The following is a 23592-nucleotide window of genomic DNA, read 5'->3' on the forward strand; positions in this document are numbered from 1 at the left end:
TGATGAGGTTGATAGGTCTCGGGTGGAAGCGTGGCGACACGTGGAGCTGAGAGATACTAATCGGTCGAGGACTTATCCTAAAAATAAGTTTTGAGTGAAGAGTGTTGAGTTTTGAGTTATGAAAGTACCTCAAAGAAGCAAAACACAAACATCGAAAGATGAAGCTCAAAAATGAAATGAATGAAATACTCAAGTAACTTAATTATGTATGTTATCTAGTTTTGAAAGAACAATCTTTCAATGAATTATGGATATGAAGATTGATGCTAGTGAGCCTCCAAGAGACGCTTACAAGTAACTCAACACTCAAAACTCATAATTCAAAACTAAATAATCTAGTGGCGATAGCGAAGAGGTCACACTCGTTCCCATGCCGAACACGATCGTTAAGCTCTTCAGCGCCGATGGTAGTTAGGGGTTTCCCCTTGTGAGAGTAGGACGTTGCTAGGTGAAAAACACATTCCAATCGGAGTGTGTTTTTTTAGTTATAAAGAATTAATGGTTACTACAATAATCTGTGAAGCTGTCCCTGCGTCTCCTAGGTTTGCTTCGCAGTAGGCTTCCTCGTCGCAAAGGTGCAAGAAAAAAACATTTATTGAGCGATGTTTTTTGAGTTAATAAGATTATTTTTGCGATAATCCAATAATTTTGTCATCATCCCCGATTTACTTGCAAAAAAAGATAATTTTGCAATCTCACCGTTTCCTTTTGCGTTTATCCGATTATTTTTGCATACCTCTTTTATAAAGCATGTATTTCCTGTGTTACTCCCTTTATCAACGTAATTAAACATGAATATTTACATATACTTCAATATTACTTATCAATTAAATTTGCTAACTAAGAAGGATTCAAGGCATATGATGGTAAATATATTATAATGCTCGATATACAAGCATATAATGTTTTAAAATAATTAATCCCCTACTTTCTCGGGTTGAAGTAGGGGTCTTTTACTACTAATCACTATCCGTAGTCAAATCAAACAAATAATAACTAAACGATCATGAAATAAGTAACAGGGGTGGTTATAGTGGACATTATCCAAACAATTTTTACAGATGAAACAACAACTATTATGTTTCGGTTAGTTATCGCAGCAGCACTAGGTGGACTTGTTGGGTTTGAAAGAGAATATAATAAACATCCGGCAGGTTTTAGGACGCATTTGCTTGTATGTGTAGGTGCATGTTTAATCATGTTATTATCAATGTTCGGTTTTCAAACTTACATGGAAGCTAACCCGGAATTTGTTAACTTTGATCCGTCACGTTTAGCGGCATATGTGGTTAGTGGAATTGGGTTTTTAGGGGCTGGAACGATTTTAGTTCAAGGTTATACAGTTCGTGGCTTAACAACAGCTGCTTCAATTTGGGTTGTAGCGGGTATAGGATTATCAGTAGGTGCTGGTATGTATATTGCGGGCCTATTCACAACGCTTATCGTCATTTTAAGCTTAATCTTTTTAAATAAAGTAGACGAATCATTTTTTAGAGTTAGAAAAAAAAGTGAACTTGAGTCAATCGTTATTCATGCGGAACCGAAAGATACGACCTTACTTTCAATCATTGATATTTTTGAACAACATAAAGTGAAAGTAAAAAAGGTGATGGTCGAGAGGGACAATACCTCTGAAAAAGAAGAGTTATTAAGATATCAGCTAAAAGTTCTTTATCCAAACGAAAAAGTAAAACTAACCTCGATTGACGAGTTATATAAATTGAAACAAGTTCATAAAGTATATTCGTTATAGGAATTAAAAAAAATGAGATGGCAATAATGAGTGTCAGATAGTTGAAAAATTCGATAAAATGGATATAATAAAAACAAAGTCAAATATAGTCAAAGTCAAACATATAGTAATGAGAGGAGGGATTTGGTGAAAAATGTATCTGATATCATTGAGCATTATTTAAAAAGCATTATGAATGACAGTGACCGTGATCTAATTGAAATAAAGCGGAGTGAAATAGCCGAGCGGTTTCAATGTGTTCCTTCTCAAATTAATTATGTAATTAGTACTAGGTTTACTGTTGAAAAAGGATACTTAGTAGAAAGTAAGCGTGGTGGCGGCGGCTTCATTCGAATTATTAAAATAAAAGCTCATAATAAAGCAGAATTATTTGATCAAATGCTGACTCTTATAGGTGATAAAATATCCCAAAGTGGTGGTGAGGATATTTTATATCGCCTTTATGATGAAAAAGTAATTACAAAAAGAGAAGCCGACATTATTCATAGTACTATTGACCGTTCAGTATTGAATGTCCAACTACCTTATCGTGATCAACTAAGAGCAAATATATTAAGGGCAATTATCTCTACACTGAAGTATAAATACCAATGATTAAATTGAGGAGGGGAGTTCAGTATTATGTTATGCCATGAATGCAACAAAAGAGAAGCAACACTACATTTCACAAAAATTCTCAATGGAGAAAAAATGGAAATCCACTTATGCGATCAATGTGCTAGAGAAAAAGGTGAATATTTGCCAGGTTCAAACGGTTTTTCGATACATCAACTGTTATCTGGCTTACTAAACTTTGAACAACCGATACAAAACTCTCCAAGTCGGTCGCTTCAAAGTGAACAGCAATGTAAAAAGTGCGGAATGAGCTTTCACCAATTTGCACGTGCTGGCAGGTTTGGTTGTGCAGAGTGTTACAAAACGTTTAACCTTAAACTGGATCCAATGTTAAAAAGGGTTCATAGTGGTAATACCGTTCATATAGGAAAGATTCCAAAAAGAATTGGTACTGATATACAGTTGCAACGTCAAATTGAACAATTAAAAAAACAGTTACAACAACACATCTCTAAAGAAGAGTTTGAGGAAGCGGCAAAGTTAAGAGATGAAATACGAGCTTTAGAGAAATTAGCTGAACAAAGTGGGGGGGAAGATTGATGTCACTAGAAAAATTTATTAGTGAGGCAATTAGCCCTTGGATGAAAAATGAAGGCTCTGAATCAGACATCGTTTTAAGCAGTAGAATTCGCTTAGCGCGAAACTTAAAAAATTATTCGTTTCCAATTATTGCAACGACTGAAGAAGCTAACTTAGTTGTCAAACAAGTTAAAGAACATTTTGAAGAGCAGAAATATGATAAGTATGGTCCGTTTGAACTTCTTGAAATGGATGATATGAAACCTATTGAAAAAAAGGTATTAGTCGAAAAGCATCTCATTAGCCCACAGCTAGCGGATGAGTCTAAAAAGGGTGCTGTTTTATTAAGTTCAGATGAATCCCTTAGTATTATGGTGAATGAAGAGGATCATTTACGAATACAATGTTTATTCTCAGGGTTTCAATTAAATGAAGGTCTTGTTTTAGCAAGTGGGATTGACGATTGGTTTGAGAGTAAATTACATTATGCTTTTGATGAAAAGAAAGGATATTTAACTAGCTGTCCAACGAACGTAGGTACAGGGTTACGAGCATCGGTAATGATGCATTTACCTGCGCTGGTCATTACTAAGCAATTAAATAAAATTTTACCCGCCATTAATCAATTAGGACTCGTTGTAAGAGGAATTTACGGGGAAGGTAGCGAAGCTTTAGGAAACCTCTTTCAAATTTCAAACCAAATTACTCTTGGAAAGTCTGAAGAAGATATCGTAGAAGATCTTAGAGGGGTTGTGCTTCAACTTATTCACCAAGAGAGAGCGGCGAGAGAAATGTTACTTCAATCTTCAAAGCTTCTTTTAGAAGATCGCGTGTATCGATCGTATGGAATACTAGCATATGCTAGAACACTTGAATCTAAAGAAGCTGCCCAACGGCTGTCTGATGTTCGTCTCGGGATTGATATGAAGATTTTAAAAGGAGTATCAGCGAGTATCCTAAATGAACTGATGATTCTTACACAACCGGGCTTTTTACAACAATATGCGGGTGAAATTTTATCCGCAGATCAACGTGACGAACGAAGGGCTGCATTAATAAGAGAACGACTAAATTTAGAAATAGAAAAGTTTAACTAATCTGTGGAGGTGGAGTTATTATGATGTTTGGTAGATTTACTGAAAGAGCACAAAAAGTTTTGGCTTTAGCCCAAGAAGAAGCCATTCGTTTAGGACATAACAATATTGGAACTGAACATGTATTGTTAGGTTTAATTCGAGAAGGGGAAGGGATTGCAGCTAAAGCATTAGTAGGCTTAGGACTAGGTTCTGATAAAATCCAAAATGAAGTTGAAACATTAATCGGAAAAGGCCAAGAAGGGTCTAAAACAGTTCATTATACCCCAAGAGCAAAAAAAGTAATTGAACTATCGATGGATGAGGCGAGAAAACTAGGTCACTCCTACGTAGGAACAGAACATATTTTACTAGGCCTAATTAGAGAAGGTGAAGGTGTAGCTGCTCGTGTATTAAATAATTTAGGTGTAAGCTTAAATAAAGCACGTCAGCAAGTGTTACAGCTGTTAGGCAGTAATGAAACATCAGGTGGGAGCCAACAAGGTGCAGCTTCAAACGTTAACACCCCGACATTAGATAGCTTAGCTCGAGACTTAACAGCTATGGCAAAAGAAGAAGGTTTAGATCCTGTCATTGGCCGTAGTAAAGAAATTGAACGAGTAATTCAAGTGTTAAGCCGTAGAACGAAAAATAATCCAGTACTAATTGGTGAACCAGGTGTTGGTAAGACGGCAATTGCTGAAGGTCTTGCTCAACAAATCATTGCCAATGAAGTTCCTGAAACTCTTCGTGGAAAACGAGTAATGACTCTTGATATGGGAACCGTAGTCGCTGGTACAAAATACAGAGGTGAGTTTGAAGATCGTCTAAAAAAAGTGATGGACGAAATTCGCCAAGCAGGAAACGTCATTCTTTTCATTGATGAACTTCATACGCTCATTGGAGCTGGTGGAGCAGAAGGAGCAATTGATGCTTCGAATATTTTAAAGCCTTCTTTAGCTAGAGGCGAACTGCAATGTATCGGAGCGACAACATTAGATGAGTACCGTAAATATATAGAGAAAGATGCAGCATTAGAACGACGTTTTCAACCAATACAAGTCGATGAACCATCAATCGAAGAATCTGTCTTAATTTTAAAAGGACTACGAGATCGTTATGAAGCTCATCACCGGGTCACAATTACAGACGAAGCGATTGAAGAATCGGTAAAACTTTCTGATCGCTATATATCTGATCGTTTTTTACCGGATAAAGCCATTGACTTAGTCGACGAAGCAGCTTCTAAAGTGCGACTTCGCTCTTATACGATCCCACCAAACTTAAAAGAACTTGAACAAAAGCTTGAGGAAACACGAAAAGAAAAAGATGCTTCTGTTCAAAGCCAAGAGTTTGAAAAAGCGGCATCGTTACGTGATAGTGAACAAAGACTACGCGAAGAGCTTGAGACAATGAAAAAAGAATGGAAAGAAAAACAAGGACAAGAAAATACAGAAGTCACGACTGAAGATATTGCCCAAGTTGTGGCAAGTTGGACGGGGATTCCAGTATCTAAATTAGCGGAAGAAGAAACAGAAAGACTTCTTAAAATGGAAGAAATCTTGCATAAACGTGTAGTTGGTCAGGATGAGGCTGTGAAGGCGGTATCCAAAGCCGTTCGCCGAGCAAGAGCAGGGTTAAAAGACCCGAAACGCCCAATTGGCTCATTTATCTTCTTAGGTCCAACAGGAGTAGGTAAAACTGAATTAGCAAGAGCTGTAGCTGAAACACTCTTTGGGGATGAAGACGCAGTAATTCGCATCGATATGTCCGAATATATGGAAAAGCATGCAACATCAAGGCTCGTTGGTTCGCCTCCTGGGTATGTTGGACACGACGACGGAGGTCAGCTAACAGAAAAGGTAAGAAGAAAACCGTATTCTGTTATTCTTTTCGATGAAATTGAAAAAGCGCACCCTGAAGTATTTAACATTTTACTTCAAGTGTTAGAAGATGGACGCTTGACTGATTCTAAAGGTCGAGTTGTTGACTTTAGAAATACGGCTGTGATTATGACTTCAAACGTTGGAGCAAGTGAATTAAGAAGAAATAAATTCTTAGGATTTACAACTCAGTCAGAAGGTCAAGAATATAAAGATATGAAGGAAAAAGTAATGGGTGAGCTTAAAAAGAGCTTCCGTCCTGAGTTTTTAAATCGTATCGATGAAATTATTGTCTTCCACTCGTTAGAGAAGAAGCATATTACAGAAATTGTTTCATTAATGGCAGAAACATTAAAAAAGCGCTTGTTAGAGCATGAAATAGAGTTTGATTTAACAGAATCGGCGAAAGAAAAAATTGTGGATGAAGGATATGACCCTGAATATGGAGCCCGACCTCTTCGTCGTGCATTACAAAAACACGTAGAAGACCGTCTCTCTGAAGAGTTGTTAAAGGGAAATATTCAAAAAGGTCAAAAGGTAAAGCTAGATGTAAAAAATAAAGAATTCACAGTAGAAGCAAAATAGAAAAATCAAATCGAACAAAGAGGTTGGCATAGTTATAAATGTCAGCCTCTAGTTTTGAAAGAACTGCATAATATTAACTTAAAACTAAGTAAGGGCAATTTTACCCTTCATGCTATAAGTATTTTTGTAATTTATGTTAAAATATAGCTGATGAAATGAAATAAGATTATATTTATAAAGCTTACCAAGGCGCTTGCGCTTTTCTTGAAAAAGAAGAAAGTGAAATTTTTTGAACTTGGAAAGGTGTCTAGCTCCAGCGCCTAGCCCTTCGAGCGTTTCGATCCATCGATGTTTATCTACTCGGTGATGCATCTCAAGAGGTGATAAACCGTCGCTGGCCCTCCAACGCTTTTCAGGGCTTACCAAGGCGCTTGCGCTTTTCTTTAGATAGGGGATTTTTATGGCAAAGAGGAAAACTAAATTTGTATGTCAAGAATGTGGATATGAATCAACAAAGTGGATGGGAAAATGCCCAGGTTGTCAAAGTTGGAACTCGATGGCTGAAGAGTTTGAAGAGCAACAAAGTAAAAAGCGAGGTTTTGTCACTTCAGGAGTTTCGTCTTCTAAAAAGCCACAACCGATAACAACGATAGAAAGAGACCAAGAGCAAAGATTAAGTACGGATATGATTGAGCTTAATCGTGTCTTAGGTGGTGGAATTGTACCGGGATCACTCGTTCTTGTTGGTGGTGACCCAGGTATTGGAAAGTCGACATTGCTATTACAAGTGTCAGCGAAACTAGCACAAAATAACCATAAGGTATTGTATATCTCTGGTGAGGAATCAGTGAAGCAAACAAAAATTCGTGCTGATAGGCTTAATGTCACTTCAGACAATTTATATGTTTTAGCGGAAACGGATTTAGAGTTTATTGAAAAAGCGATTGAAGAGATTAATCCAGCTTTAGTAATTATTGATTCTATTCAAACAGTTTATATGGCCGATGTAACTTCTGCGCCTGGAAGTGTTTCACAAGTTCGCGAAAGTACGGCTGCTTTAATGCGAATTGCAAAAACGAAAGGAATCGCAATATTTATCGTTGGTCACGTAACGAAACAAGGGGCGATTGCTGGACCAAGACTGTTGGAACATATGGTTGATTCAGTTCTATACTTTGAAGGTGAACGTCATCATACGTTTCGGATATTAAGGGCGGTTAAAAACCGTTTCGGTTCTACAAATGAAATAGGTATTTTTGAAATGAAAGAAATTGGCCTTGAAGAAGTGTTAAACCCATCAGAGATTTTCTTAGAAGAACGCTCTGAAGCAACATCCGGTTCGATTGTCGTGGCCTCAATGGAGGGCACAAGAACTGTATTAGTAGAAATTCAAGCGCTAATTTCACCGACAACATTTGGGAACCCAAGGCGAATGGCAACAGGAATAGATCATAATCGAGTTTCATTATTAATGGCAGTTTTAGAAAAACGAGTTGGGATGTTACTACAAAATCAAGATGCTTATTTAAATGTCGCTGGTGGAGTGCGACTAGATGAACCAGCAATAGATTTAGGAGTTGCGATTTGTATTGCGTCTAGTTTTAGAGACCAACCAACAAATCAAACAGACGTTGTTATTGGCGAAATAGGTTTAACTGGAGAAGTACGACGAGTTTCGCGAATTGAACAACGAGTGTTAGAAGCGGCTAAATTAGGTTTTAAACGTGTCATTGTTCCTGAACAAAACCTCGGTGGTTGGACGATCCCTGATGGCATTCAAGTGTTAGGTGTCTCAACGGTGAGAGAGGCGTTAGATATTTTGATGGGAGGTTAAGATTTTGGATCATAGTAGTAAAACAGCATTTATTAATGATGTCTTAAAATTAGTTGCTCCTGGAACGCCACTAAGGGCAGGGATCGATAATGTATTAAGGGCGAAAACAGGAGGACTAATTGTATTAGGTTATAACAATGAAATGATGAACATTGTCGATGGTGGCTTCTTTATTAATTGTGAGTTTTCGCCTGCTTACCTTTATGAACTTGCTAAAATGGACGGAGCCATTATATTAAATGAGGAAGGCGACCGTATTTTATATGCAAATACACAGCTAGTACCTAACCCGTCAATTGCTTCAAGTGAAACTGGAATAAGACATCGAACAGCAGAAAGGGTAGCGAGACAGACAAATAATTTAGTTATTTCAATCTCGCAAAGAAGGAACGTAATAACTCTTTACCAAGGAGAGTGTCGTTATTCTTTAAAGGATATTGGTGTGATTTTAACAAAGGCCAACCAGGCGATTCAAACGCTTGAAAAATATAAATCTGTTCTTGACCAAGGGATCACTAACTTAGGAGCACTCGAGTTCGAAGAGTTAGTTACGTTTCAAGAGGTATCTCAAGTCATTCATCGTGTCGAGATGGTGCTTAGAATTAAACGTGAAATATTGAACTATGTTAATGAACTTGGTGATGAGGGAAGGCTAATTTCAATGCAGCTAGAAGAACTTGTCTCAAAAACTGAAAAAGAAGCAAGGCTGTTAATTAAAGATTATGCAAAAGATCCAAATCAAGATGAGCTTCATATTTTAAAACAGTTGAAAAAATTATCTAATGATGAATTACTTGACGACAATATTATTGTTAAGTTATTAGGTTTTTCTAAAAATATTAATTTGTCCGAGCATACGGTAAATCCAAGAGGGTATAGAATACTCCATAAAATACCACGTATACCACCGTTGGTTGTAGATAACCTTATTGAGAAGTTTGAAGATATTAATCATATTATGAGAGCTTCAATACAAGAACTGGATGAAGTTGATGGGATTGGTGAAGCGAGAGCTAGAAAGATTAAAGAAGGGTTATCACGAATCCAAGAACAATTATTCATAGATCGACATATTTAAAGAAATTTCTTGACGTATAATTGTATTGACGTTATAATGAAAACTTTTGTTAAAATTGACAACCTACTATGACTTTGTTATTTTTAAACTATGAAAAATTTGAATACACTTTAATAAATATAGAAAATTTCGTTATTTTTTTAAAAATTACGTTTCAAATTTTACTGATTGTCTATAATGATAAAGGAGGTGAAATAATATATGGTGAGATGGGTAGTAAAACTGTTCTTTGTTTTTTTAGGAGGAACATTAGGATACTTATATGTTCCAGACCTAATCAAAATTTTAAATTTTGGCTTACCGAATTGGGCAACAAATGCTTACGTAGGAGCAGGAATTGGCGCACTTATATTATATTTAATTTCATTTTGGGTTGCAGATTATATTGTCGGTTTAATTCGTTTAGTAGAAGAAAAATTAGTAAAGGCACCGGCAACAGACGTTCTTTTTGGAACAATGGGGATTATTTTTGGATTAATCGTTGCATTTTTAATCGTATTACCGTTGAATACCATTAATATTCCAGTTTTTAGCTCGGTTTTGCCGATCTTTTTGACATTATTATTAGGTTATTTAGGTTTTCAGGTTGGGTTTAAAAAGCGTGACGAATTAATTAATTTATTTTCGAGAAAAAGCGATAAGAAAAAAGAGATTGAAGAAGTGGTAAAAGAGAGACACGGTGTCGAATTGAAAATTTTAGATACGAGTGTCATTATCGACGGACGAATAGCTGATATTTGTCAAACTGGTTTTTTAGAAGGTACTTTAGTTATCCCACAATTTGTTTTAGAAGAATTACAACATATCGCAGATTCTTCTGATGTGTTAAAAAGAAATCGAGGACGTCGCGGACTAGATATATTAAATAAAATTCAAAAAGAATTATCAATAAATGTTGAAATTTATGAAGGTGATTTTGAGGATATTCAAGAAGTCGATAGTAAATTAGTAAAGCTTGCTAAAATTTTATCGGGTCTTGTCGTAACAAATGACTTTAATTTAAATAAAGTTTGTGATCTTCAAGGTGTTCCTGTACTAAATATTAATGACTTAGCAAATGCGGTTAAACCGATTGTTTTACCTGGTGAAGAATTACATGTACAAGTAATTAAGGATGGAAAAGAGCATAATCAAGGAATTGCTTATTTAGATGATGGTACGATGATCGTTGTTGAAGGTGGAAGAGATTATATCGGTAAGCATATTGATGTTATTGTAACGAGTGTTCTTCAAACGTCTGCTGGTAGAATGATTTTTGCGAAACCGAAACTACTTGAGAAGGCATTATAAATTTATAGCTTAGATATAAACGTTAGGTAGGCAAAATGCTTGCCTGACGTTTCCTTTTTGTCTTGAGTTCGCTATAATAATCATAGTCAAAAGATAAAAGTGATGGGGGAAGCGTCCTAAATGAAATATTGTGTAGTGATCCCAGCAGCTGGACAAGGTAAAAGGATGAATTTAGGGAAAAATAAACAATTTCTTCTTTTAGAAAATAAACCGGTAATCATTCATACACTGGAAGTTTTTCAAGAAGACAGTTGGTGTGATGAAATTATTCTCGTTGCCAACGAAAAAGAAATCGAAGAAATTCGACAGTTAACAGTTACATATAACATTTGCAAGGTAAAAAAAATAGTACCAGGTGGAACTGAGCGGCAACATAGTGTTCGGAACGGCTTGAAGGCATTGAATGGTGATCGAATTGTGCTCGTTCATGATGGTGCTCGTCCTTTTATAAAAAAAGAGCAAATTCACCACTTAGTTGAGGAAGCAAAACAATCACAGGCTGCAATACTCGCTGTACCGATCAAAGATACCGTCAAAAAAAGTGAAGCAGGAACGATTTCACATACCGTTGACCGTTTGAATTTATGGAGTGCACAAACACCTCAAGCGTTTCGTTTACAAACTATAGTAGAGGCGCATAATTGGGCAGAAAAAAATCAATTTTTAGGAACAGATGAAGCAAGTTTATTAGAAAAGTTAAACAAACCGACTTCGATTGTCATGGGAGATTATTTTAATATTAAGCTAACGACGAAAGAGGATATCGTTTTTGCTGAATCTATTTTACGATTGAAACGAGGAGAAAAATCATGATGAGAATAGGACAAGGCTATGATGTACATCAATTAATTGAAGGAAGGCCGTTAATCATCGGTGGAATTGAAATCCCTCATGAAAAAGGATTATTAGGTCATTCAGATGCTGATGTTTTATTACATACGGTTGCAGATGCATGCTTAGGAGCAATTGCTGAAGGTGATATCGGAAAGCATTTTCCTGATACTGATCCTACTTTTAAAGACGCAGATTCTGCAAAGCTACTTTCCCATGTTTGGGAAATCGTTAAGGAAAAAGGCTATAAACTCGGAAATATTGATTGTACAATTATTGCCCAGAAGCCTAAAATGGCCCCGCATATTCCGGAAATGAAAAAGCGGATTGCCGATTTGCTAGAGGGTGATGAAAATCAAGTCAATGTTAAAGCAACGACAACAGAAAAACTAGGTTTTTGTGGTAGAGAAGAAGGAATTGCCACCCAGGCGGTTGTTTTATTAGTTGAGAGTGTTGAGTGAAGAGTTATGAGTTAGTGTAAGTAAAGCTTCGAAGCACTGAACTCAAAACTCAAAACTCAAAACTCAAAACTCAAAACTCAAAACTCAAGAAACGAAAGGATGTTACATATGTCAAAGCAAGTACGAGTTCGGTTTGCTCCAAGTCCAACGGGGCATTTACACATTGGTGGAGCGAGGTCTGCTCTTTTTAATTATTTATTTGCCCGCAATCAAGGTGGAAAATTTATTGTTAGAATTGAAGATACAGATCAAGCAAGAAATGTTGATACAGCTAAAGAAAAGCTTTTAGAAAGCATGAAGTGGTTAGGAATAGATTGGGACGAAAGTATTGATGTTGGTGGCGAATATGGTCCCTATAGTTGTATGGAAAGAGTAGATATTTATAAAAAGTATATTCAAACTTTAATTGATGAAGGGAAAGCTTATTACTGTTACATGAGTGAAGAAGAAAGTGAAAAAGAACGTGAAGAACAACTCGCTCGTGGAGAAACACCTAAATATAGTGGTAGAGATCGCGATTTAACTGAAGAACAGCGTGCTGCTTATGAAAAAGAAGGTAGAGTTCCTGTTGTTCGTTTCCGTGTTCAAGAGGGAAAACAAGTAGTAGTTGATGATGCTATTAGAGGAACTGTTTCTTTTGAAACTGATGGAATTGGTGATTTCATTATTGCGAGACGCGATGGTATTCCTATGTACAACTTTGCGGTTGTCATTGATGATCATTTAATGGAGATTACTCATGTGATTCGTGGAGAAGAACATTTATCAAACGCTCCGCGACAAGTGTTGTTATTTGAAGCATTTTGTTGGGAAGCGCCTAAGTTTGCGCATGCTTCATTAATTTTAAACCAAGATCGTCAAAAGATGAGTAAACGTGACGAGTCAATTATCCAATTTGTTGAGCAGTATCGTGAGTTAGGTTATTTACCAGAAGCACTCGTTAACTTTTTAGCTCTTCTTGGCTGGTCTCCGGTCGGAGAGGAAGAAATATTTACTAAAGATGAACTAATTGAACAATTTAGTTTAGGAAGAGTTTCAAAAGCTCCAGCCGTTTTTGATACACAAAAATTAGAGTGGATGAATAATCAATATATGAAGAAGGTTGATGGTGAAAAAGTAGTTGAACTCGCATTGCCACACTTAGTAGAGAGTGGTAAACTGCCAGAGAACATGTCAGAAGAACAATTAGTTTGGGCTCGAGACTTAATTTTGTTACACCAAGAAAAAATGAGTTATGGAGCAGAAATTATTAAGTTAACAGAGTTGTTCTTTAAGACCGATATTGAGTATAATGAAGAAGCAAAGGAAGTTTTAAGTGGAGAACAAGTACCTGCAGTTATTTCTGAATTTAAAAATCAATTAGAAGCTTTAACATCGTTTGATGCAGCAGATATTAAAGCAGCGACAAAAGCAACGCAAAAAGCTACAGGTCAAAAAGGAAAACAGCTCTTTATGCCAATTCGAGTAGCAACTACAGGGCAAACGCATGGCCCTGATTTACCACAAGCAATCAGCTTATTAGGTAAAGAAGTTATTTTAAACAGACTAACCGCTTTACTTTAGTAAAAGTAAATAGATAAACGTTGAAGAGGAGAAGTAAAAGGAGTATTTTCTTTATAGAGAGAGCTGTCTTGGCTGAAAGCAGCTTAAGAAATACCTTTTGAAATGCCCCTCTGAGTCCTATACTAAAAAACTTTAAATGGAAGTTTTAAACCTCCTGATTACCGGACTTTTTAAAATTCCGTACAGTGTGAGTTTAAAATTCCTTTCAAAGTTAAGTAAGTATAGGCGGTACTCACCGTTAACGAGTTAAGAGGAGTAGATAATACTCAAACAGAGTGGGACCGCGCTAAAAGCGTCTCTGTGCTAAGTTGGCACAGAGGCGCTTTTTTGGTTTTGAAATGAAGACATCGAAGGGGGAGAGGGAATTGTTAAAAACATTAAGAAATGATATTGATGTTGTCTTTGAGCAAGATCCAGCAGCAAGAAATAAATTAGAAGTGATTTTTTCTTATTCGGGCCTCCATGCGATATGGGGACATAGATTTGCACACTTCTTATGGAAAAAACGAATGTTTTTTTTAGCGAGGCTAATCTCGCAAATCTCGCGCTTTATTACAGGTGTTGAAATTCACCCAGGTGCAGTGATTGGTCAACGTCTATTTATCGACCACGGGATGGGGGTTGTTATCGGAGAAACATGTGAAATTGGTGATAATGTAACGATTTATCAAGGGGTTACACTAGGAGGAACAGGTAAAGAAAAAGGTAAGCGACACCCGACAATTGAAGATAATGTTTTGATAGCCTCAGGCGCTAAAGTGTTAGGATCAATGACGATTGGTAAAAATTCAAGAGTAGGTGCCGGTTCCGTAGTTCTAAAAGAAGTACCGCCTAATTCGACAGTAGTCGGAATTCCGGGGCGGATCGTTATGCAAGATGGAGTGAAAATTAGTAGAGACTTAGATCATATTAATTTACCCGATCCAGTAGCAGATAAATTAAAAGAACTCGAAGAAGAGATTAAACACCTTCAAGAGGAAATGGAAAAATTGAAACAGTGAAGAGTTAAGAGTGTTGAGTTTTGAGTTGGTGAAAGTATCACTCCGAAGTTCCTTGCTTTCTATAATTTTTTCTTTACAAAGATAGAGGAGCTCCGAAGCGCTACCCACACAACTCAACACTCAAAATTCAACACTCAAAACTAAAAAAAAGGAGTGTAAAAATAAGTGGCAATTAAAATTTATAATACGTTAACGAGACAAAAAGAAATTTTTAAGCCAATTGAAGAGGGAAAAGTAAAAATGTATGTTTGTGGTCCAACCGTATACAACTACATCCATATTGGTAATGCAAGGCCTGCGATCGTTTTTGATATGGTACGGAGATACTTTGAGTATCGTGGCTATGACGTCAATTACGTTTCAAACTTTACGGATGTCGATGACAAGCTCATAAAAGCAGCAAAAGAGTTAGGTGAGGATGTACCGACAATAGCTGAGCGGTTTATTAAAGCTTATTTTGAAGACGTTGGTGCATTAGGAGTTCGTTCGGCAGATGCCCACCCTCGCGTGACAGAAACAATGACTGAAATCATTGAATTTATTAATGGGCTCATAGAGAAAGGCTTCGCTTATGAGGTCAATGGCGACGTTTATTTTAGTACAAGGAAATTTGAAAATTACGGAAAACTTTCACAACAATCGATAGATGCTTTACAGTCAGGTGCAAGAATTGAAGTTGAGCAACAAAAGGTAGATCCTTTAGATTTTGCGCTTTGGAAAGTGGCGAAACCAGGAGAAATCTCGTGGGATAGTCCTTGGGGAAAAGGAAGGCCAGGTTGGCACATTGAATGCTCAGCAATGGTAAAGAAATATTTAGGTGAGACGATCGATATCCATGCTGGAGGTCAAGATTTATCTTTTCCGCACCATGAAAATGAAATTGCTCAATCAGAAGCGATGACAGGTAAAGCGATGGCAAATTATTGGATGCACAACGGGTATATTAATATAGATAATGAAAAAATGTCGAAGTCTTTAGGGAATTTCATTTTAGTTCATGACATTCTTAAAAAGTATGATCCGGAAATTATACGTTTCTTTATGTTAATGGCTCATTATCGAAGTCCGATTAACTTCAATGACGAGCTTTTAAATAGTGCGGGTACTGGCCTGGAGCGTTTGAAAAATGCTGTTCAAAACTTAGAATATCGCCTCGAAGAAACAGCCGATTTAGGTAAAAATGAAAGTGAATGGGTAGCTAAAATTGACGCTGAAAAAGAAAAGTTTATCCGTGAAATGGATGATGATTTTAACAGTGCTAACGCTATAGCGGTCCTTTTTGACTTAGCAAAGTTAGCTAATGTGTATTTACGTGAAGACCATACACAAAAAGTTGTGTTACAGAAGTTTTTAGAAACTTTTAATGAGTTAGCTGATGTTATTGGATTGCAGTTATCTTCGCCAAAAGAACTACTTGATGAGGAAATTGAAAAGTTAATTGAACAAAGAAATGAAGCACGTAAAAATAAAGATTTTGCCCTAGCAGATAAAATTAGAGATGATTTAAAAGATATGAACATTATATTAGAAGATACACCACAAGGGGTACGCTGGAAGAGGGAATAGTTGCTATGATGAAACTAACAAAACCAACCATTGATTTAAAACAATTAAATGCTCTAGCGTTAGCTTACATGGGTGATTCTATTTTAGATACGTATGTACGATATCGTTTAATTGCATCAGGAAAAGTAAGGCCTCACGAACTGCATAAAAAAGCTACAAAATATGTTTCAGCTCAAGCGCAGGCAGTCGTTGTAAACTGCCTGCTAAATTCTAGTTTTTTAACAGAAGAAGAAACAGCAGTGGTGATGCGTGGCAGGAATGCAAAGCCTGGAAATGTTCGTAAAAGCACCGATCTACAAACGTACCGCCTAAGTACAGCTTTTGAAGCATTGATTGGTTACTTATACTTACTCGATAAATATGAAAGACTAGATGAAGTTATTGGACAAACGTTTAAAATTTTAGAAGAAGGGAGTGAGAAAAAGTGAGTAGTGAATTCATCGTTGGTAAAAATCCTGTTTTAGAAGCGCTACGTTCCGGTCATACAATCAACAAAATATGGATAGGTGAGGGAACACAAAAAGGGCAAGTAAACCAAGTTCTTGACCTTGCAAAAGAAAATGGAATTCAGTTTCAATTTGTTCCGAAAAAGAAGTTAGATACATTAGTAGATACCAAAAACCATCAAGGGGTTGTAGCATCAGTAGCAGCATATGAATATGCAGATATTGATGACGTGTTCAGAAAAGCAGAACAAAAAGGTGAAGATCCTTTTATTTTAATTTTAGATGAGATTGAAGATCCCCATAATTTAGGATCGATTTTAAGAACTGCAGATGCAGCTGGGGCGCATGGTGTCATCATCCCAAAACGCCGCGCTGTCGGTTTAACGGCTACAGTAGCAAAAGCTTCAACAGGAGCCATTGAATATGTGCCTGTGGTACGTGTTACAAACTTAGCTCGAACAATGGACGAGCTGAAAAAGCGAGGCCTTTGGTTTGCGGGAACCGACGCTAAAGGTGATACCGATTTTAGAGAAGCGAGTTTCGATTTACCGATTGGACTTGTCATCGGTAGTGAAGGAAAAGGAATGAGTCGTTTAATCAAAGAAAAGTGTGACTTTTTACTAAGTGTTCCGATGCTCGGAAAGGTTACTTCTTTAAACGCATCGGTAGCTGCTAGTCTGTTGATGTATGAAGTTCTTAGGAAGCGTACCCCTGTAGGAATGAAGTAAATGGGGGATATACTTCTCGTTGATGGCTACAACATTATCGGAGATTGGCCGGAATTAAAACAGTTGAAAGTAAATGACTTGGAAGGCGCCAGGGATCAACTAGTTGAAAAGATGGCTGAATACCAAGCTTATAGTGGCATGAAAGTCATTATTATTTTTGATGCGCATATGGTGCCTGGGATAGGTAAGAAATACAAAAATTATCGACTAGAAATTGTTTACACAAAGGAAAATGAAACGGCGGATGAACGGATCGAAAGACTAGTAAAAAAATTAAAAAATGTTAATACGCGAGTGTATGTGGCGACTTCTGACTTTGTCGAGCAATCGGTCACTTTTGGTTATGGAGCATTACGAAAATCTGCCAGAGAATTAAGAACAGAGATGAGGGTAGTTGAGCAAGGGATAGAGCGTGAAGTAAAAAAGTCGAAAAAAGAGAGAAAATCAACAAAAATCCCGATATCTGACGAAATGGCAGAAATTTTTGAAAAATGGCGTCGAGGCGACATGTGAGTGGTTGACGCTACTCGAATGAATGCTATATAATGTTCCTATATTTAGACAATTCTTTTTGTTTAAAAAGGTACATATTGTCACACTATCACCTTATATTATAGGTAGTTGTGTAAGTGAAAATTAACAACAATGAAAAGTTCACGCCATTTGTAGTTTGAAGTTATTGCAGTGACATTTTTGTTAAATGTTAATGACCCCCTTTTTAAACGTAACACAATTCATCAAAGGCGGAGGGATTATGGTGAGCATAGACCTCAAGGAAATCACAAATGCTGATTTTGAAGAAATGGAAGATGAATATTTAGTTGAATATGTCCGTGAGGGAGACAGTGGAGCTCTTGAGTATCTTATTAATAAATATAAGAACTTTGTTAGAGCGAAAGCTAGATCGTATTTTCTGATTGGTGCAGACCATGAAGACATTGTTCAAGAAGGAATGATTGGCCTCTATAAGGCAATTCGTGATTTTAAAGGGGACAAGCTATCATCGTTTAAGGCATTTGCAGAACTGTGTATTACTAGGCAAATTATTACTGCGATAAAAACTGCAACTAGGCAAAAGCATATTCCTTTAAACTCTTATGTTTCGTTAGACAGACCCATTTATGATGAAGAAAGTGACCGAACACTCCTAGATGTTATTTGTGGGAATCGTGTGACTGACCCTGAAGAACTTCTCATTAATCAAGAGGAGTTTGATGACATTGAATTAAAAATGGGAGAAATATTAAGTGATCTTGAGCGGAAAGTGTTAATGCTCTATTTAGATGGTAGATCATATCAAGAAATTTCCGTTGACTTAAATAGACACGTAAAGTCAATTGACAATGCCTTACAAAGAGTGAAACGAAAGCTAGAACGGTATGTAGAATTAAAAGGTGTAAGTCTTTAAAAAACAGGGGAAACCCTGTTTTTTAAGTTTTGAATGAAGAGTGTTGATTGTTGAGTTGGTGAAAGTAAAGGCTCCGAAGCATTAGCTTGCAATAATTTTCAATTTTTAATTGTGAATTGTAAATTGTAAATTAAGAAAAGGGTTTTGGAATGGCTAATTATGGATACAATTGTACAGTATATTGACACTGTCATAGCCCTATGATATGTTTATTTAGTGTGTGAATATTATCATTTTCATGATAGGGGTAGTATAACTATGCGAAAAAAAGCAGTTCTTGCATGTAGCATATGTAAGTCTCGGAATTACACAACAGAAAAGAAAAAGTCTGATAATGAAGAACGAATCGGAATGAAAATGTTTTGTAAAGTGTGTAACGAGCATACCCTGCATCTTGAAACGAAATAAATCATTTTGTACAAGCTATAATAACAAACGGTTAGAAAACTTTGCTAATCGCCAAAACTGGCAGAGGAGTTTGAGTTATTATATTTCTTTAATCTTTGTTTGTTATTAAAAGATAAATGGTTCGCTTTAAAAGTAGTATCTATCTTAAAGGGCGGAGGTGGCTTTAATGTCTGGAGCTGTTAAAAGAACGAGTGAATTTTTGCGAGATGTAGTCAAAGAATTAAAAAGGGTATCTTGGCCTACTCGTAAAGAACTAACTAGATATACTGGAGTAGTTGTTGCGACAGTTATATTTATCGCAATTTACTTTGCGGTTGTTGATATGGGAATTTCTAGTCTAGTGCGTTTAATTTTAGGATAATTGGAGGGAAGGACGAAATAGTCCTATTCATTATGGAGAAAAATTGGTATGTAGTTCATACTTACTCAGGTTATGAGAATAAAGTAAAAACAAATTTAGAAAAGCGTGTCGAGTCTATGAATATGGAAGACAAAATCTTCCGTGTGCTCGTTCCTGTTGAAGAAGAAACAGAAGTGAAAAACGGAAAATCTAAATCTGTTGTAAAGAAAGTGTTCCCGGGGTACGTAATTGTTGAAATGGTAATGACTGACGATTCTTGGTATGTTGTTAGAAATACACCAGGGGTAACTGGTTTTGTCGGTTCCTCTGGAGCGGGTTCAAAGCCGACACCGCTTTTACCTGAAGAAGTAGAAGCTATTCTTCGCCAAATGGGCGTTGAAGAACCTCGTGCTGAAATTGACTTTGAGTTAAAAGAGTCAGTTAAGGTGAAAGAAGGTCCGTTTGCAAACTTCGTTGGTACCATTGAAGAAATTCAAGTTGATAAACAAAAGGTAAAAGTTCATGTAAATATGTTCGGACGTGAAACACCGGTAGAACTAGAGTTTACACAAGTTGAAAAATTGTAATCAAAATAAAACTTGCTATTTGTTTTTTAAAGTGATAGAATTTTTATGTTCTTAACGCGAGTTTTGAACATAGCTTTTAAACAAAGAGCTATCGAGTGGGAGGATCTAATATTAAGATCCGGTTACCACATCACGGACTTAAGGAGGTGTGTCGCGTGGCTAAAAAGGTTATTAAAATGGTAAAATTACAAATTCCTGCTGGTAAAGCAAACCCAGCACCGCCAGTTGGACCTGCATTAGGTCAAGCGGGAGTTAACATTATGGGATTCTGTAAAGAGTTTAACGCTCGTACTGCTGATCAAGCTGGTTTAATTATCCCGGTAGAAATTACGGTATTTGAAGACCGTTCATTTACATTCATTACGAAAACTCCACCTGCTGCGGTTTTACTTAAAAAAGCAGCTGGTATCGAGAGTGGTTCTGGTGAACCAAACCGTAATAAAGTAGCAACAGTAAAGCGTGATAAAGTACGCGAAATCGCGGAAACGAAAATGCCAGACCTTAACGCAGCTGATGTAGAAGCAGCTATGCGTATGGTAGAAGGTACTGCACGCAGCATGGGAATTACGATCGAAGACTAATTCCTATCAGTTTGCAAGAAGGTAATGAGCGAGGTTGCGATTAGGTCTATTTATTTAGACTCGCAACCTTTATTTAAGAACAAATTTAGTTCTGAACCTGGAAAGCTGTCTAGCTCCAAGACTGCATCATGAGATACTTCATAGCAGTTTTGCGACGAGCAAGCGAAGTGGCGCAGGAACAGGCGCTAGGCGCCTTGCGCTTTTCTTAGTGGGAGGTACTACCGCTAAAACCACAATCAAGGAGGAAATAAAATTGGCTAAAAAAGGTAAAAAGTATCAAGAAGCTGTAAAGCTTGTTGATCGTACAAAAGTTTACTCTGCAGAAGAAGCATTAGAATTAGTTAAAAAGACTTCATCAGCATCTTTTGATGAAACAGTTGAAATCGCAGTTAGATTAGGGGTTGACCCTAAGAAAGCTGACCAACAAATTCGTGGAGCGGTTGTTCTTCCACACGGAACAGGTAAAACTCAACGTGTGTTAGTATTCGCAAAAGGCGAAAAAGCGAAAGAAGCAGAAGCTGCTGGCGCGGACTATGTTGGTGACGAAGACTACATTAACAAAATTCAACAAGGTTGGTTTGAGTTTGATGTAGTAGTAGCAACTCCTGACATGATGGGACAAGTTGGTAAACTTGGACGTGTATTAGGTCCTAAAGGTTTAATGCCAAACCCGAAAACAGGAACAGTTACTTTCGAAGTAGAAAAAGCTGTTAATGAAATCAAAGCTGGTAAGATTGAATATCGTGTAGATAAAGCTGGAAATATTCATGCTCCTATTGGGAAAGTTTCTTTTGGTACTGAAAAGTTAATTGAAAACTTCTCAACAGTTGTTGACACTTTAATGAAAGTTAAGCCAGCAGCTGCAAAGGGAACTTACATGAAGAATATTGCAGTAGCATCAACAATGGGACCTGGTGTAAAAGTTAACGTAGCTTCAGCTGTTAAATAATAACAGTTGACTCTAATGTAATAACTCGATATACTAACCGTTGTGAATTGAATAGTTCATACCGTAGACAGTAGGTGCACGCCAGTGCTTAATCTCCTACCGAGGTTTGTTAAAAGTTGATCTAATCACTATAACAATTACCTCTGTGTGTCTAAACATGGAGGTTTTTTATATGAAGGGTCACCTCATTTTGTGCGGTATGGTTTTATTAATCATAGGAGGTGTAAATTATGAGCGTACGTGAACAAAAACAACAAGTAGTATCGGAAATCGCTAGTAAACTTCGTGAAAGTAAATCAACTGTAGTTGTTGACTATCGTGGGTTAAACGTAACCGAGGTTACTGAGTTGCGTAAGCAGCTTCGTGAAGCGAATGTTGATTTCAAAGTTTATAAAAATACGATGACACGTCGTGCGACTGCAGAGGTTGAATTAACTGAGCTTGATGAAGTGTTAGTTGGACCAAACGCAATTGCGTTTAGTAACGATGATGTAATCGCTCCAGCTAAAATTATTAACGAATTTGCTAAAAAGCATGAAGCGTTAGAAATTAAAGCTGGTGTTATTGAAGGACGATTTGCTTCTGTTGAAGATGTTAAAGCACTTGCAGAGCTTCCTTCAAGAGACGGATTATTATCTATGTTACTTAGCGTTCTTCAAGCTCCAATGCGTAACTTTGCATTGGCTACAAAAGCTGTTGCTGATCAAAAAGAAGAACAAGGTGCTTAATCTAGTTTAACGGAAATAAAAAATTAAAATTAACTTACTATTAGGAGGAAATATAAAATGAGTAAAGATCAAATCATTGAAGCGATTAAAGAAATGTCAGTTTTAGAATTAAACGATCTTGTAAAAGCGATCGAAGAAGAGTTTGGTGTAACTGCTGCTGCTCCTGTAGCTGTAGCTGGTGGCGGCGGTGCTGCTGAAGCTGCTGAGCAAACTGAATTCGACGTAATTCTAGAGTCTGCTGGTGGATCTAAGATCAACGTAATTAAAGTTGTTCGTGAAATCACTGGTTTAGGATTAAAAGAAGCTAAAGCATTAGTTGATGGTGCTCCAACTCCAGTTAAAGAAGGTGCTTCTAAAGAAGAAGCTGACGAAATCAAAGGTAAGCTTGAAGAAGCGGGAGCTTCTGTAGAAGTTAAGTAATAATGAAAAAAAGCTCGCATTTATGCGAGCTTTTTATTTTAGTTTTAGCTAATAGTCGAATGATATCTTCGAAGTGATACTGAGAGTAACTCAAAACTCGTATATGTTTTAGTAATTTAAGTAATAATGAATATTGGTGTACATAGAAAAGGTGTGATTAAAGATGTCTGATCATTATTATTCAGAAAAGCCTTCTGTCGAAAGTTCACGAAGAAATTGGGAAGTCGATTTAAGAGGACGAAAAATGTCGTTTACGTCAGATGCTGGTGTTTTTTCAAAAAATGAAGTTGATTTTGGTTCAAGGTTATTACTAGACTATTATCTTTTTCCTGAAAAGAGCGGAAAAATTTTGGATATTGGTTGCGGATATGGAACAATCGGTTTGACGCTAGCGAAGGAAAAGCCAGACTGGGAATTTACTTTAATTGATATTAATGAGAGAGCACTAGAGTTGTCTAAATTAAATGCGGAGTTAAATAAGGTTGAGAATGTTACTGTGAAAAAAAGTGACTTATTAAGTGAAGTAAAAGAAGAGAAGTTTGCTTCAATATTATCTAATCCTCCGATTAGAGCCGGGAAAAAAGTGGTTCACCAATTATTTGAGGAAGCGTGCAATTGTCTAGAGGATTGTGGTGAGCTTTGGATCGTTATTCAAAAAAAACAAGGTGCTCCTTCAGCGTTAGAAAAATTAAAGACGCTGTTTAATGAAGTGACTGTTGAGAAGAAATCCAAAGGTTATTATATCATCAAGGCAAAAAAATGTTGACTTTGAAAATCGTTTGTGGTAGTGTTATTTAATGCGTATGAATGCCGTTTTACACTAGTTCTCCAAAAAGTCAACTATATTTTTTTGTATATAAAGCCATTTTTTAGGGTAGACTTATACAATTAAAAATGTCTTTTATCGGCTTTTGGATACTTTCTTAAAAATAGGGAAATATTTCAGATTTGCCGAAATGGATGAACTTGTTTAAAACAAATGGTCTTTTGATATTAAAAGGCCTT

The 23592-nt window shown here is 36.7% G+C and carries 25 protein-coding genes, 1 rRNA gene and 2 other annotated features; all 26 genes read left to right on the forward strand.

What is annotated here, in order from left to right:
* The first annotated feature begins 334 nt into the window (after nt 1-334).
* The 26 genes from rrf (at nt 335) to BKP35_RS00140 (ending at nt 23353) form a co-directional block, all read left to right on the forward strand.
* Nucleotides 335-450, forward strand: a 5S ribosomal RNA gene (gene rrf / locus BKP35_RS00010).
* Nucleotides 451-1033: 583 nt separating this feature from the next.
* Nucleotides 1034-1753, forward strand: a complete 720-nt coding sequence (locus BKP35_RS00015; protein WP_245741813.1) for an MgtC/SapB family protein — start codon at nt 1034-1036, stop codon at nt 1751-1753.
* 126 nt (nt 1754-1879) lie between these two features.
* Nucleotides 1880-2347 (forward strand): CtsR family transcriptional regulator, encoded by a 468-nt coding sequence (locus tag BKP35_RS00020; protein ID WP_071311348.1) that lies wholly within the window; start codon nt 1880-1882, stop codon nt 2345-2347.
* Nucleotides 2348-2374: 27 nt separating this feature from the next.
* Entirely contained in the window at nt 2375-2908 is a 534-nt protein-coding gene (locus BKP35_RS00025) for a protein-arginine kinase activator protein McsA (RefSeq protein ID WP_071311349.1), read from the forward strand.
* Nucleotides 2908-3984, forward strand: coding sequence for a protein-arginine kinase McsB (locus BKP35_RS00030; RefSeq protein ID WP_071311350.1), 1077 nt, complete (start codon nt 2908-2910; stop codon nt 3982-3984). The genes BKP35_RS00025 and BKP35_RS00030 overlap by 1 nt, the downstream gene beginning before the upstream one ends.
* A 20-nt stretch (nt 3985-4004) precedes the next feature.
* The gene (gene clpC / locus BKP35_RS00035; protein WP_071311351.1) at nt 4005-6428 is read left to right on the forward strand and encodes an ATP-dependent protease ATP-binding subunit ClpC; all 2424 of its coding nucleotides are present in this window, start codon (nt 4005-4007) and stop codon (nt 6426-6428) included.
* Nucleotides 6429-6828: 400 nt separating this feature from the next.
* Complete coding sequence (radA, locus tag BKP35_RS00045) at nt 6829-8202, forward strand: DNA repair protein RadA (RefSeq protein ID WP_071311353.1); 1374 nt, start codon at nt 6829-6831, stop codon at nt 8200-8202.
* 1 nt (nt 8203) lies between these two features.
* Nucleotides 8204-9280 (forward strand): DNA integrity scanning diadenylate cyclase DisA, encoded by a 1077-nt coding sequence (gene disA, locus BKP35_RS00050; RefSeq protein ID WP_420534795.1) that lies wholly within the window; start codon nt 8204-8206, stop codon nt 9278-9280.
* 201 nt (nt 9281-9481) lie between these two features.
* Nucleotides 9482-10570 carry a PIN/TRAM domain-containing protein gene (locus BKP35_RS00055; protein ID WP_071311355.1) on the forward strand — a complete coding sequence of 363 codons (1089 nt, stop codon included), beginning with the start codon at nt 9482-9484 and terminating at the stop codon, nt 10568-10570.
* 120 nt (nt 10571-10690) lie between these two features.
* Complete coding sequence (gene ispD, locus BKP35_RS00060) at nt 10691-11383, forward strand: 2-C-methyl-D-erythritol 4-phosphate cytidylyltransferase (RefSeq protein WP_071311356.1); 693 nt, start codon at nt 10691-10693, stop codon at nt 11381-11383.
* Nucleotides 11380-11862 carry a 2-C-methyl-D-erythritol 2,4-cyclodiphosphate synthase gene (ispF, locus tag BKP35_RS00065; RefSeq protein WP_071311357.1) on the forward strand — a complete coding sequence of 161 codons (483 nt, stop codon included), beginning with the start codon at nt 11380-11382 and terminating at the stop codon, nt 11860-11862. Before ispD ends, ispF begins: the two co-directional genes overlap by 4 nt.
* Nucleotides 11863-11970: 108 nt before the next feature.
* A complete protein-coding gene (gltX, locus tag BKP35_RS00070) occupies nt 11971-13425 on the forward strand; it encodes a glutamate--tRNA ligase (protein ID WP_071311358.1) in 1455 nt (484 codons plus the stop codon).
* 11 nt (nt 13426-13436) lie between these two features.
* Nucleotides 13437-13728 (forward strand) — a binding site (T-box leader).
* Nucleotides 13729-13790: 62 nt separating this feature from the next.
* Entirely contained in the window at nt 13791-14426 is a 636-nt protein-coding gene (cysE, locus tag BKP35_RS00075) for a serine O-acetyltransferase (protein WP_071311359.1), read from the forward strand.
* Between the two features lie 165 nt (nt 14427-14591).
* The gene (gene cysS / locus BKP35_RS00080; RefSeq protein ID WP_071311360.1) at nt 14592-15992 is read left to right on the forward strand and encodes a cysteine--tRNA ligase; all 1401 of its coding nucleotides are present in this window, start codon (nt 14592-14594) and stop codon (nt 15990-15992) included.
* Between the two features lie 5 nt (nt 15993-15997).
* Nucleotides 15998-16420 (forward strand): Mini-ribonuclease 3, encoded by a 423-nt coding sequence (locus tag BKP35_RS00085; protein ID WP_420534779.1) that lies wholly within the window; start codon nt 15998-16000, stop codon nt 16418-16420.
* Entirely contained in the window at nt 16417-17166 is a 750-nt protein-coding gene (rlmB, locus tag BKP35_RS00090) for a 23S rRNA (guanosine(2251)-2'-O)-methyltransferase RlmB (RefSeq protein ID WP_071311361.1), read from the forward strand. The genes BKP35_RS00085 and rlmB overlap by 4 nt, the downstream gene beginning before the upstream one ends.
* On the forward strand, nt 17167-17679 hold the full coding sequence (locus BKP35_RS00095; protein ID WP_071311362.1) for an NYN domain-containing protein: 513 nt from the start codon (nt 17167-17169) through the stop codon (nt 17677-17679).
* A gap of 244 nt (nt 17680-17923) precedes the next feature.
* Nucleotides 17924-18574 (forward strand): RNA polymerase sporulation sigma factor SigH, encoded by a 651-nt coding sequence (gene sigH / locus BKP35_RS00100; protein WP_071312188.1) that lies wholly within the window; start codon nt 17924-17926, stop codon nt 18572-18574.
* Between the two features lie 258 nt (nt 18575-18832).
* Nucleotides 18833-18982: a 50S ribosomal protein L33 gene (rpmG, locus tag BKP35_RS00105; RefSeq protein WP_071311363.1), complete on the forward strand. Its 150-nt coding sequence runs from the start codon at nt 18833-18835 to the stop codon at nt 18980-18982.
* 166 nt (nt 18983-19148) lie between these two features.
* Entirely contained in the window at nt 19149-19343 is a 195-nt protein-coding gene (gene secE, locus BKP35_RS00110; protein ID WP_071311364.1) for a preprotein translocase subunit SecE, read from the forward strand.
* Between the two features lie 32 nt (nt 19344-19375).
* Nucleotides 19376-19909, forward strand: coding sequence for a transcription termination/antitermination protein NusG (gene nusG / locus BKP35_RS00115; protein ID WP_071311365.1), 534 nt, complete (start codon nt 19376-19378; stop codon nt 19907-19909).
* A 155-nt stretch (nt 19910-20064) separates the two neighbouring features.
* A complete protein-coding gene (rplK, locus tag BKP35_RS00120) occupies nt 20065-20490 on the forward strand; it encodes a 50S ribosomal protein L11 (protein ID WP_071311366.1) in 426 nt (141 codons plus the stop codon).
* Nucleotides 20491-20698: 208 nt separating this feature from the next.
* Nucleotides 20699-21439, forward strand: a complete 741-nt coding sequence (gene rplA, locus BKP35_RS00125) for a 50S ribosomal protein L1 (RefSeq protein ID WP_281244164.1) — start codon at nt 20699-20701, stop codon at nt 21437-21439.
* A 43-nt stretch (nt 21440-21482) separates the two neighbouring features.
* Nucleotides 21483-21619, forward strand: a sequence feature (ribosomal protein L10 leader region).
* A 50-nt stretch (nt 21620-21669) separates the two neighbouring features.
* On the forward strand, nt 21670-22167 hold the full coding sequence (gene rplJ, locus BKP35_RS00130; protein ID WP_211274576.1) for a 50S ribosomal protein L10: 498 nt from the start codon (nt 21670-21672) through the stop codon (nt 22165-22167).
* Nucleotides 22168-22224: 57 nt separating this feature from the next.
* On the forward strand, nt 22225-22587 hold the full coding sequence (gene rplL / locus BKP35_RS00135) for a 50S ribosomal protein L7/L12 (protein WP_071311369.1): 363 nt from the start codon (nt 22225-22227) through the stop codon (nt 22585-22587).
* 163 nt (nt 22588-22750) lie between these two features.
* Complete coding sequence (locus BKP35_RS00140) at nt 22751-23353, forward strand: class I SAM-dependent methyltransferase (protein ID WP_071311370.1); 603 nt, start codon at nt 22751-22753, stop codon at nt 23351-23353.
* Nucleotides 23354-23592 lie beyond the last annotated feature (239 nt).

It is taken from the genome of Anaerobacillus arseniciselenatis, assembly GCF_001865995.1.
GTDB lineage: Bacteria > Bacillota > Bacilli > Bacillales > Anaerobacillaceae > Anaerobacillus > Anaerobacillus arseniciselenatis.

Bases quoted from the DNA above. Each gene is read 5' to 3' on its own strand.
- BKP35_RS00025 (WP_071311349.1), top strand. From the start codon at position 2,375: ATGTTATGCCATGAATGCAACAAAAGAGAAGCAACACTACATTTCACA.
- rplL (WP_071311369.1), top strand. From the start codon at position 22,225: ATGAGTAAAGATCAAATCATTGAAGCGATTAAAGAAATGTCAGTTTTA.
- BKP35_RS00085 (WP_420534779.1), top strand. From the start codon at position 15,998: ATGATGAAACTAACAAAACCAACCATTGATTTAAAACAATTAAATGCT.
- secE (WP_071311364.1), top strand. From the start codon at position 19,149: ATGTCTGGAGCTGTTAAAAGAACGAGTGAATTTTTGCGAGATGTAGTC.
- clpC (WP_071311351.1), top strand. From the start codon at position 4,005: ATGATGTTTGGTAGATTTACTGAAAGAGCACAAAAAGTTTTGGCTTTA.
- BKP35_RS00055 (WP_071311355.1), top strand. From the start codon at position 9,482: ATGGTGAGATGGGTAGTAAAACTGTTCTTTGTTTTTTTAGGAGGAACA.
- nusG (WP_071311365.1), top strand. From the start codon at position 19,376: ATGGAGAAAAATTGGTATGTAGTTCATACTTACTCAGGTTATGAGAAT.
- rplJ (WP_211274576.1), top strand. From the start codon at position 21,670: ATGAGCGTACGTGAACAAAAACAACAAGTAGTATCGGAAATCGCTAGT.
- BKP35_RS00030 (WP_071311350.1), top strand. From the start codon at position 2,908: ATGTCACTAGAAAAATTTATTAGTGAGGCAATTAGCCCTTGGATGAAA.
- rpmG (WP_071311363.1), top strand. From the start codon at position 18,833: ATGCGAAAAAAAGCAGTTCTTGCATGTAGCATATGTAAGTCTCGGAAT.
- ispD (WP_071311356.1), top strand. From the start codon at position 10,691: ATGAAATATTGTGTAGTGATCCCAGCAGCTGGACAAGGTAAAAGGATG.
- BKP35_RS00140 (WP_071311370.1), top strand. From the start codon at position 22,751: ATGTCTGATCATTATTATTCAGAAAAGCCTTCTGTCGAAAGTTCACGA.
- radA (WP_071311353.1), top strand. From the start codon at position 6,829: ATGGCAAAGAGGAAAACTAAATTTGTATGTCAAGAATGTGGATATGAA.
- ispF (WP_071311357.1), top strand. From the start codon at position 11,380: ATGATGAGAATAGGACAAGGCTATGATGTACATCAATTAATTGAAGGA.
- BKP35_RS00095 (WP_071311362.1), top strand. From the start codon at position 17,167: ATGGGGGATATACTTCTCGTTGATGGCTACAACATTATCGGAGATTGG.
- gltX (WP_071311358.1), top strand. From the start codon at position 11,971: ATGTCAAAGCAAGTACGAGTTCGGTTTGCTCCAAGTCCAACGGGGCAT.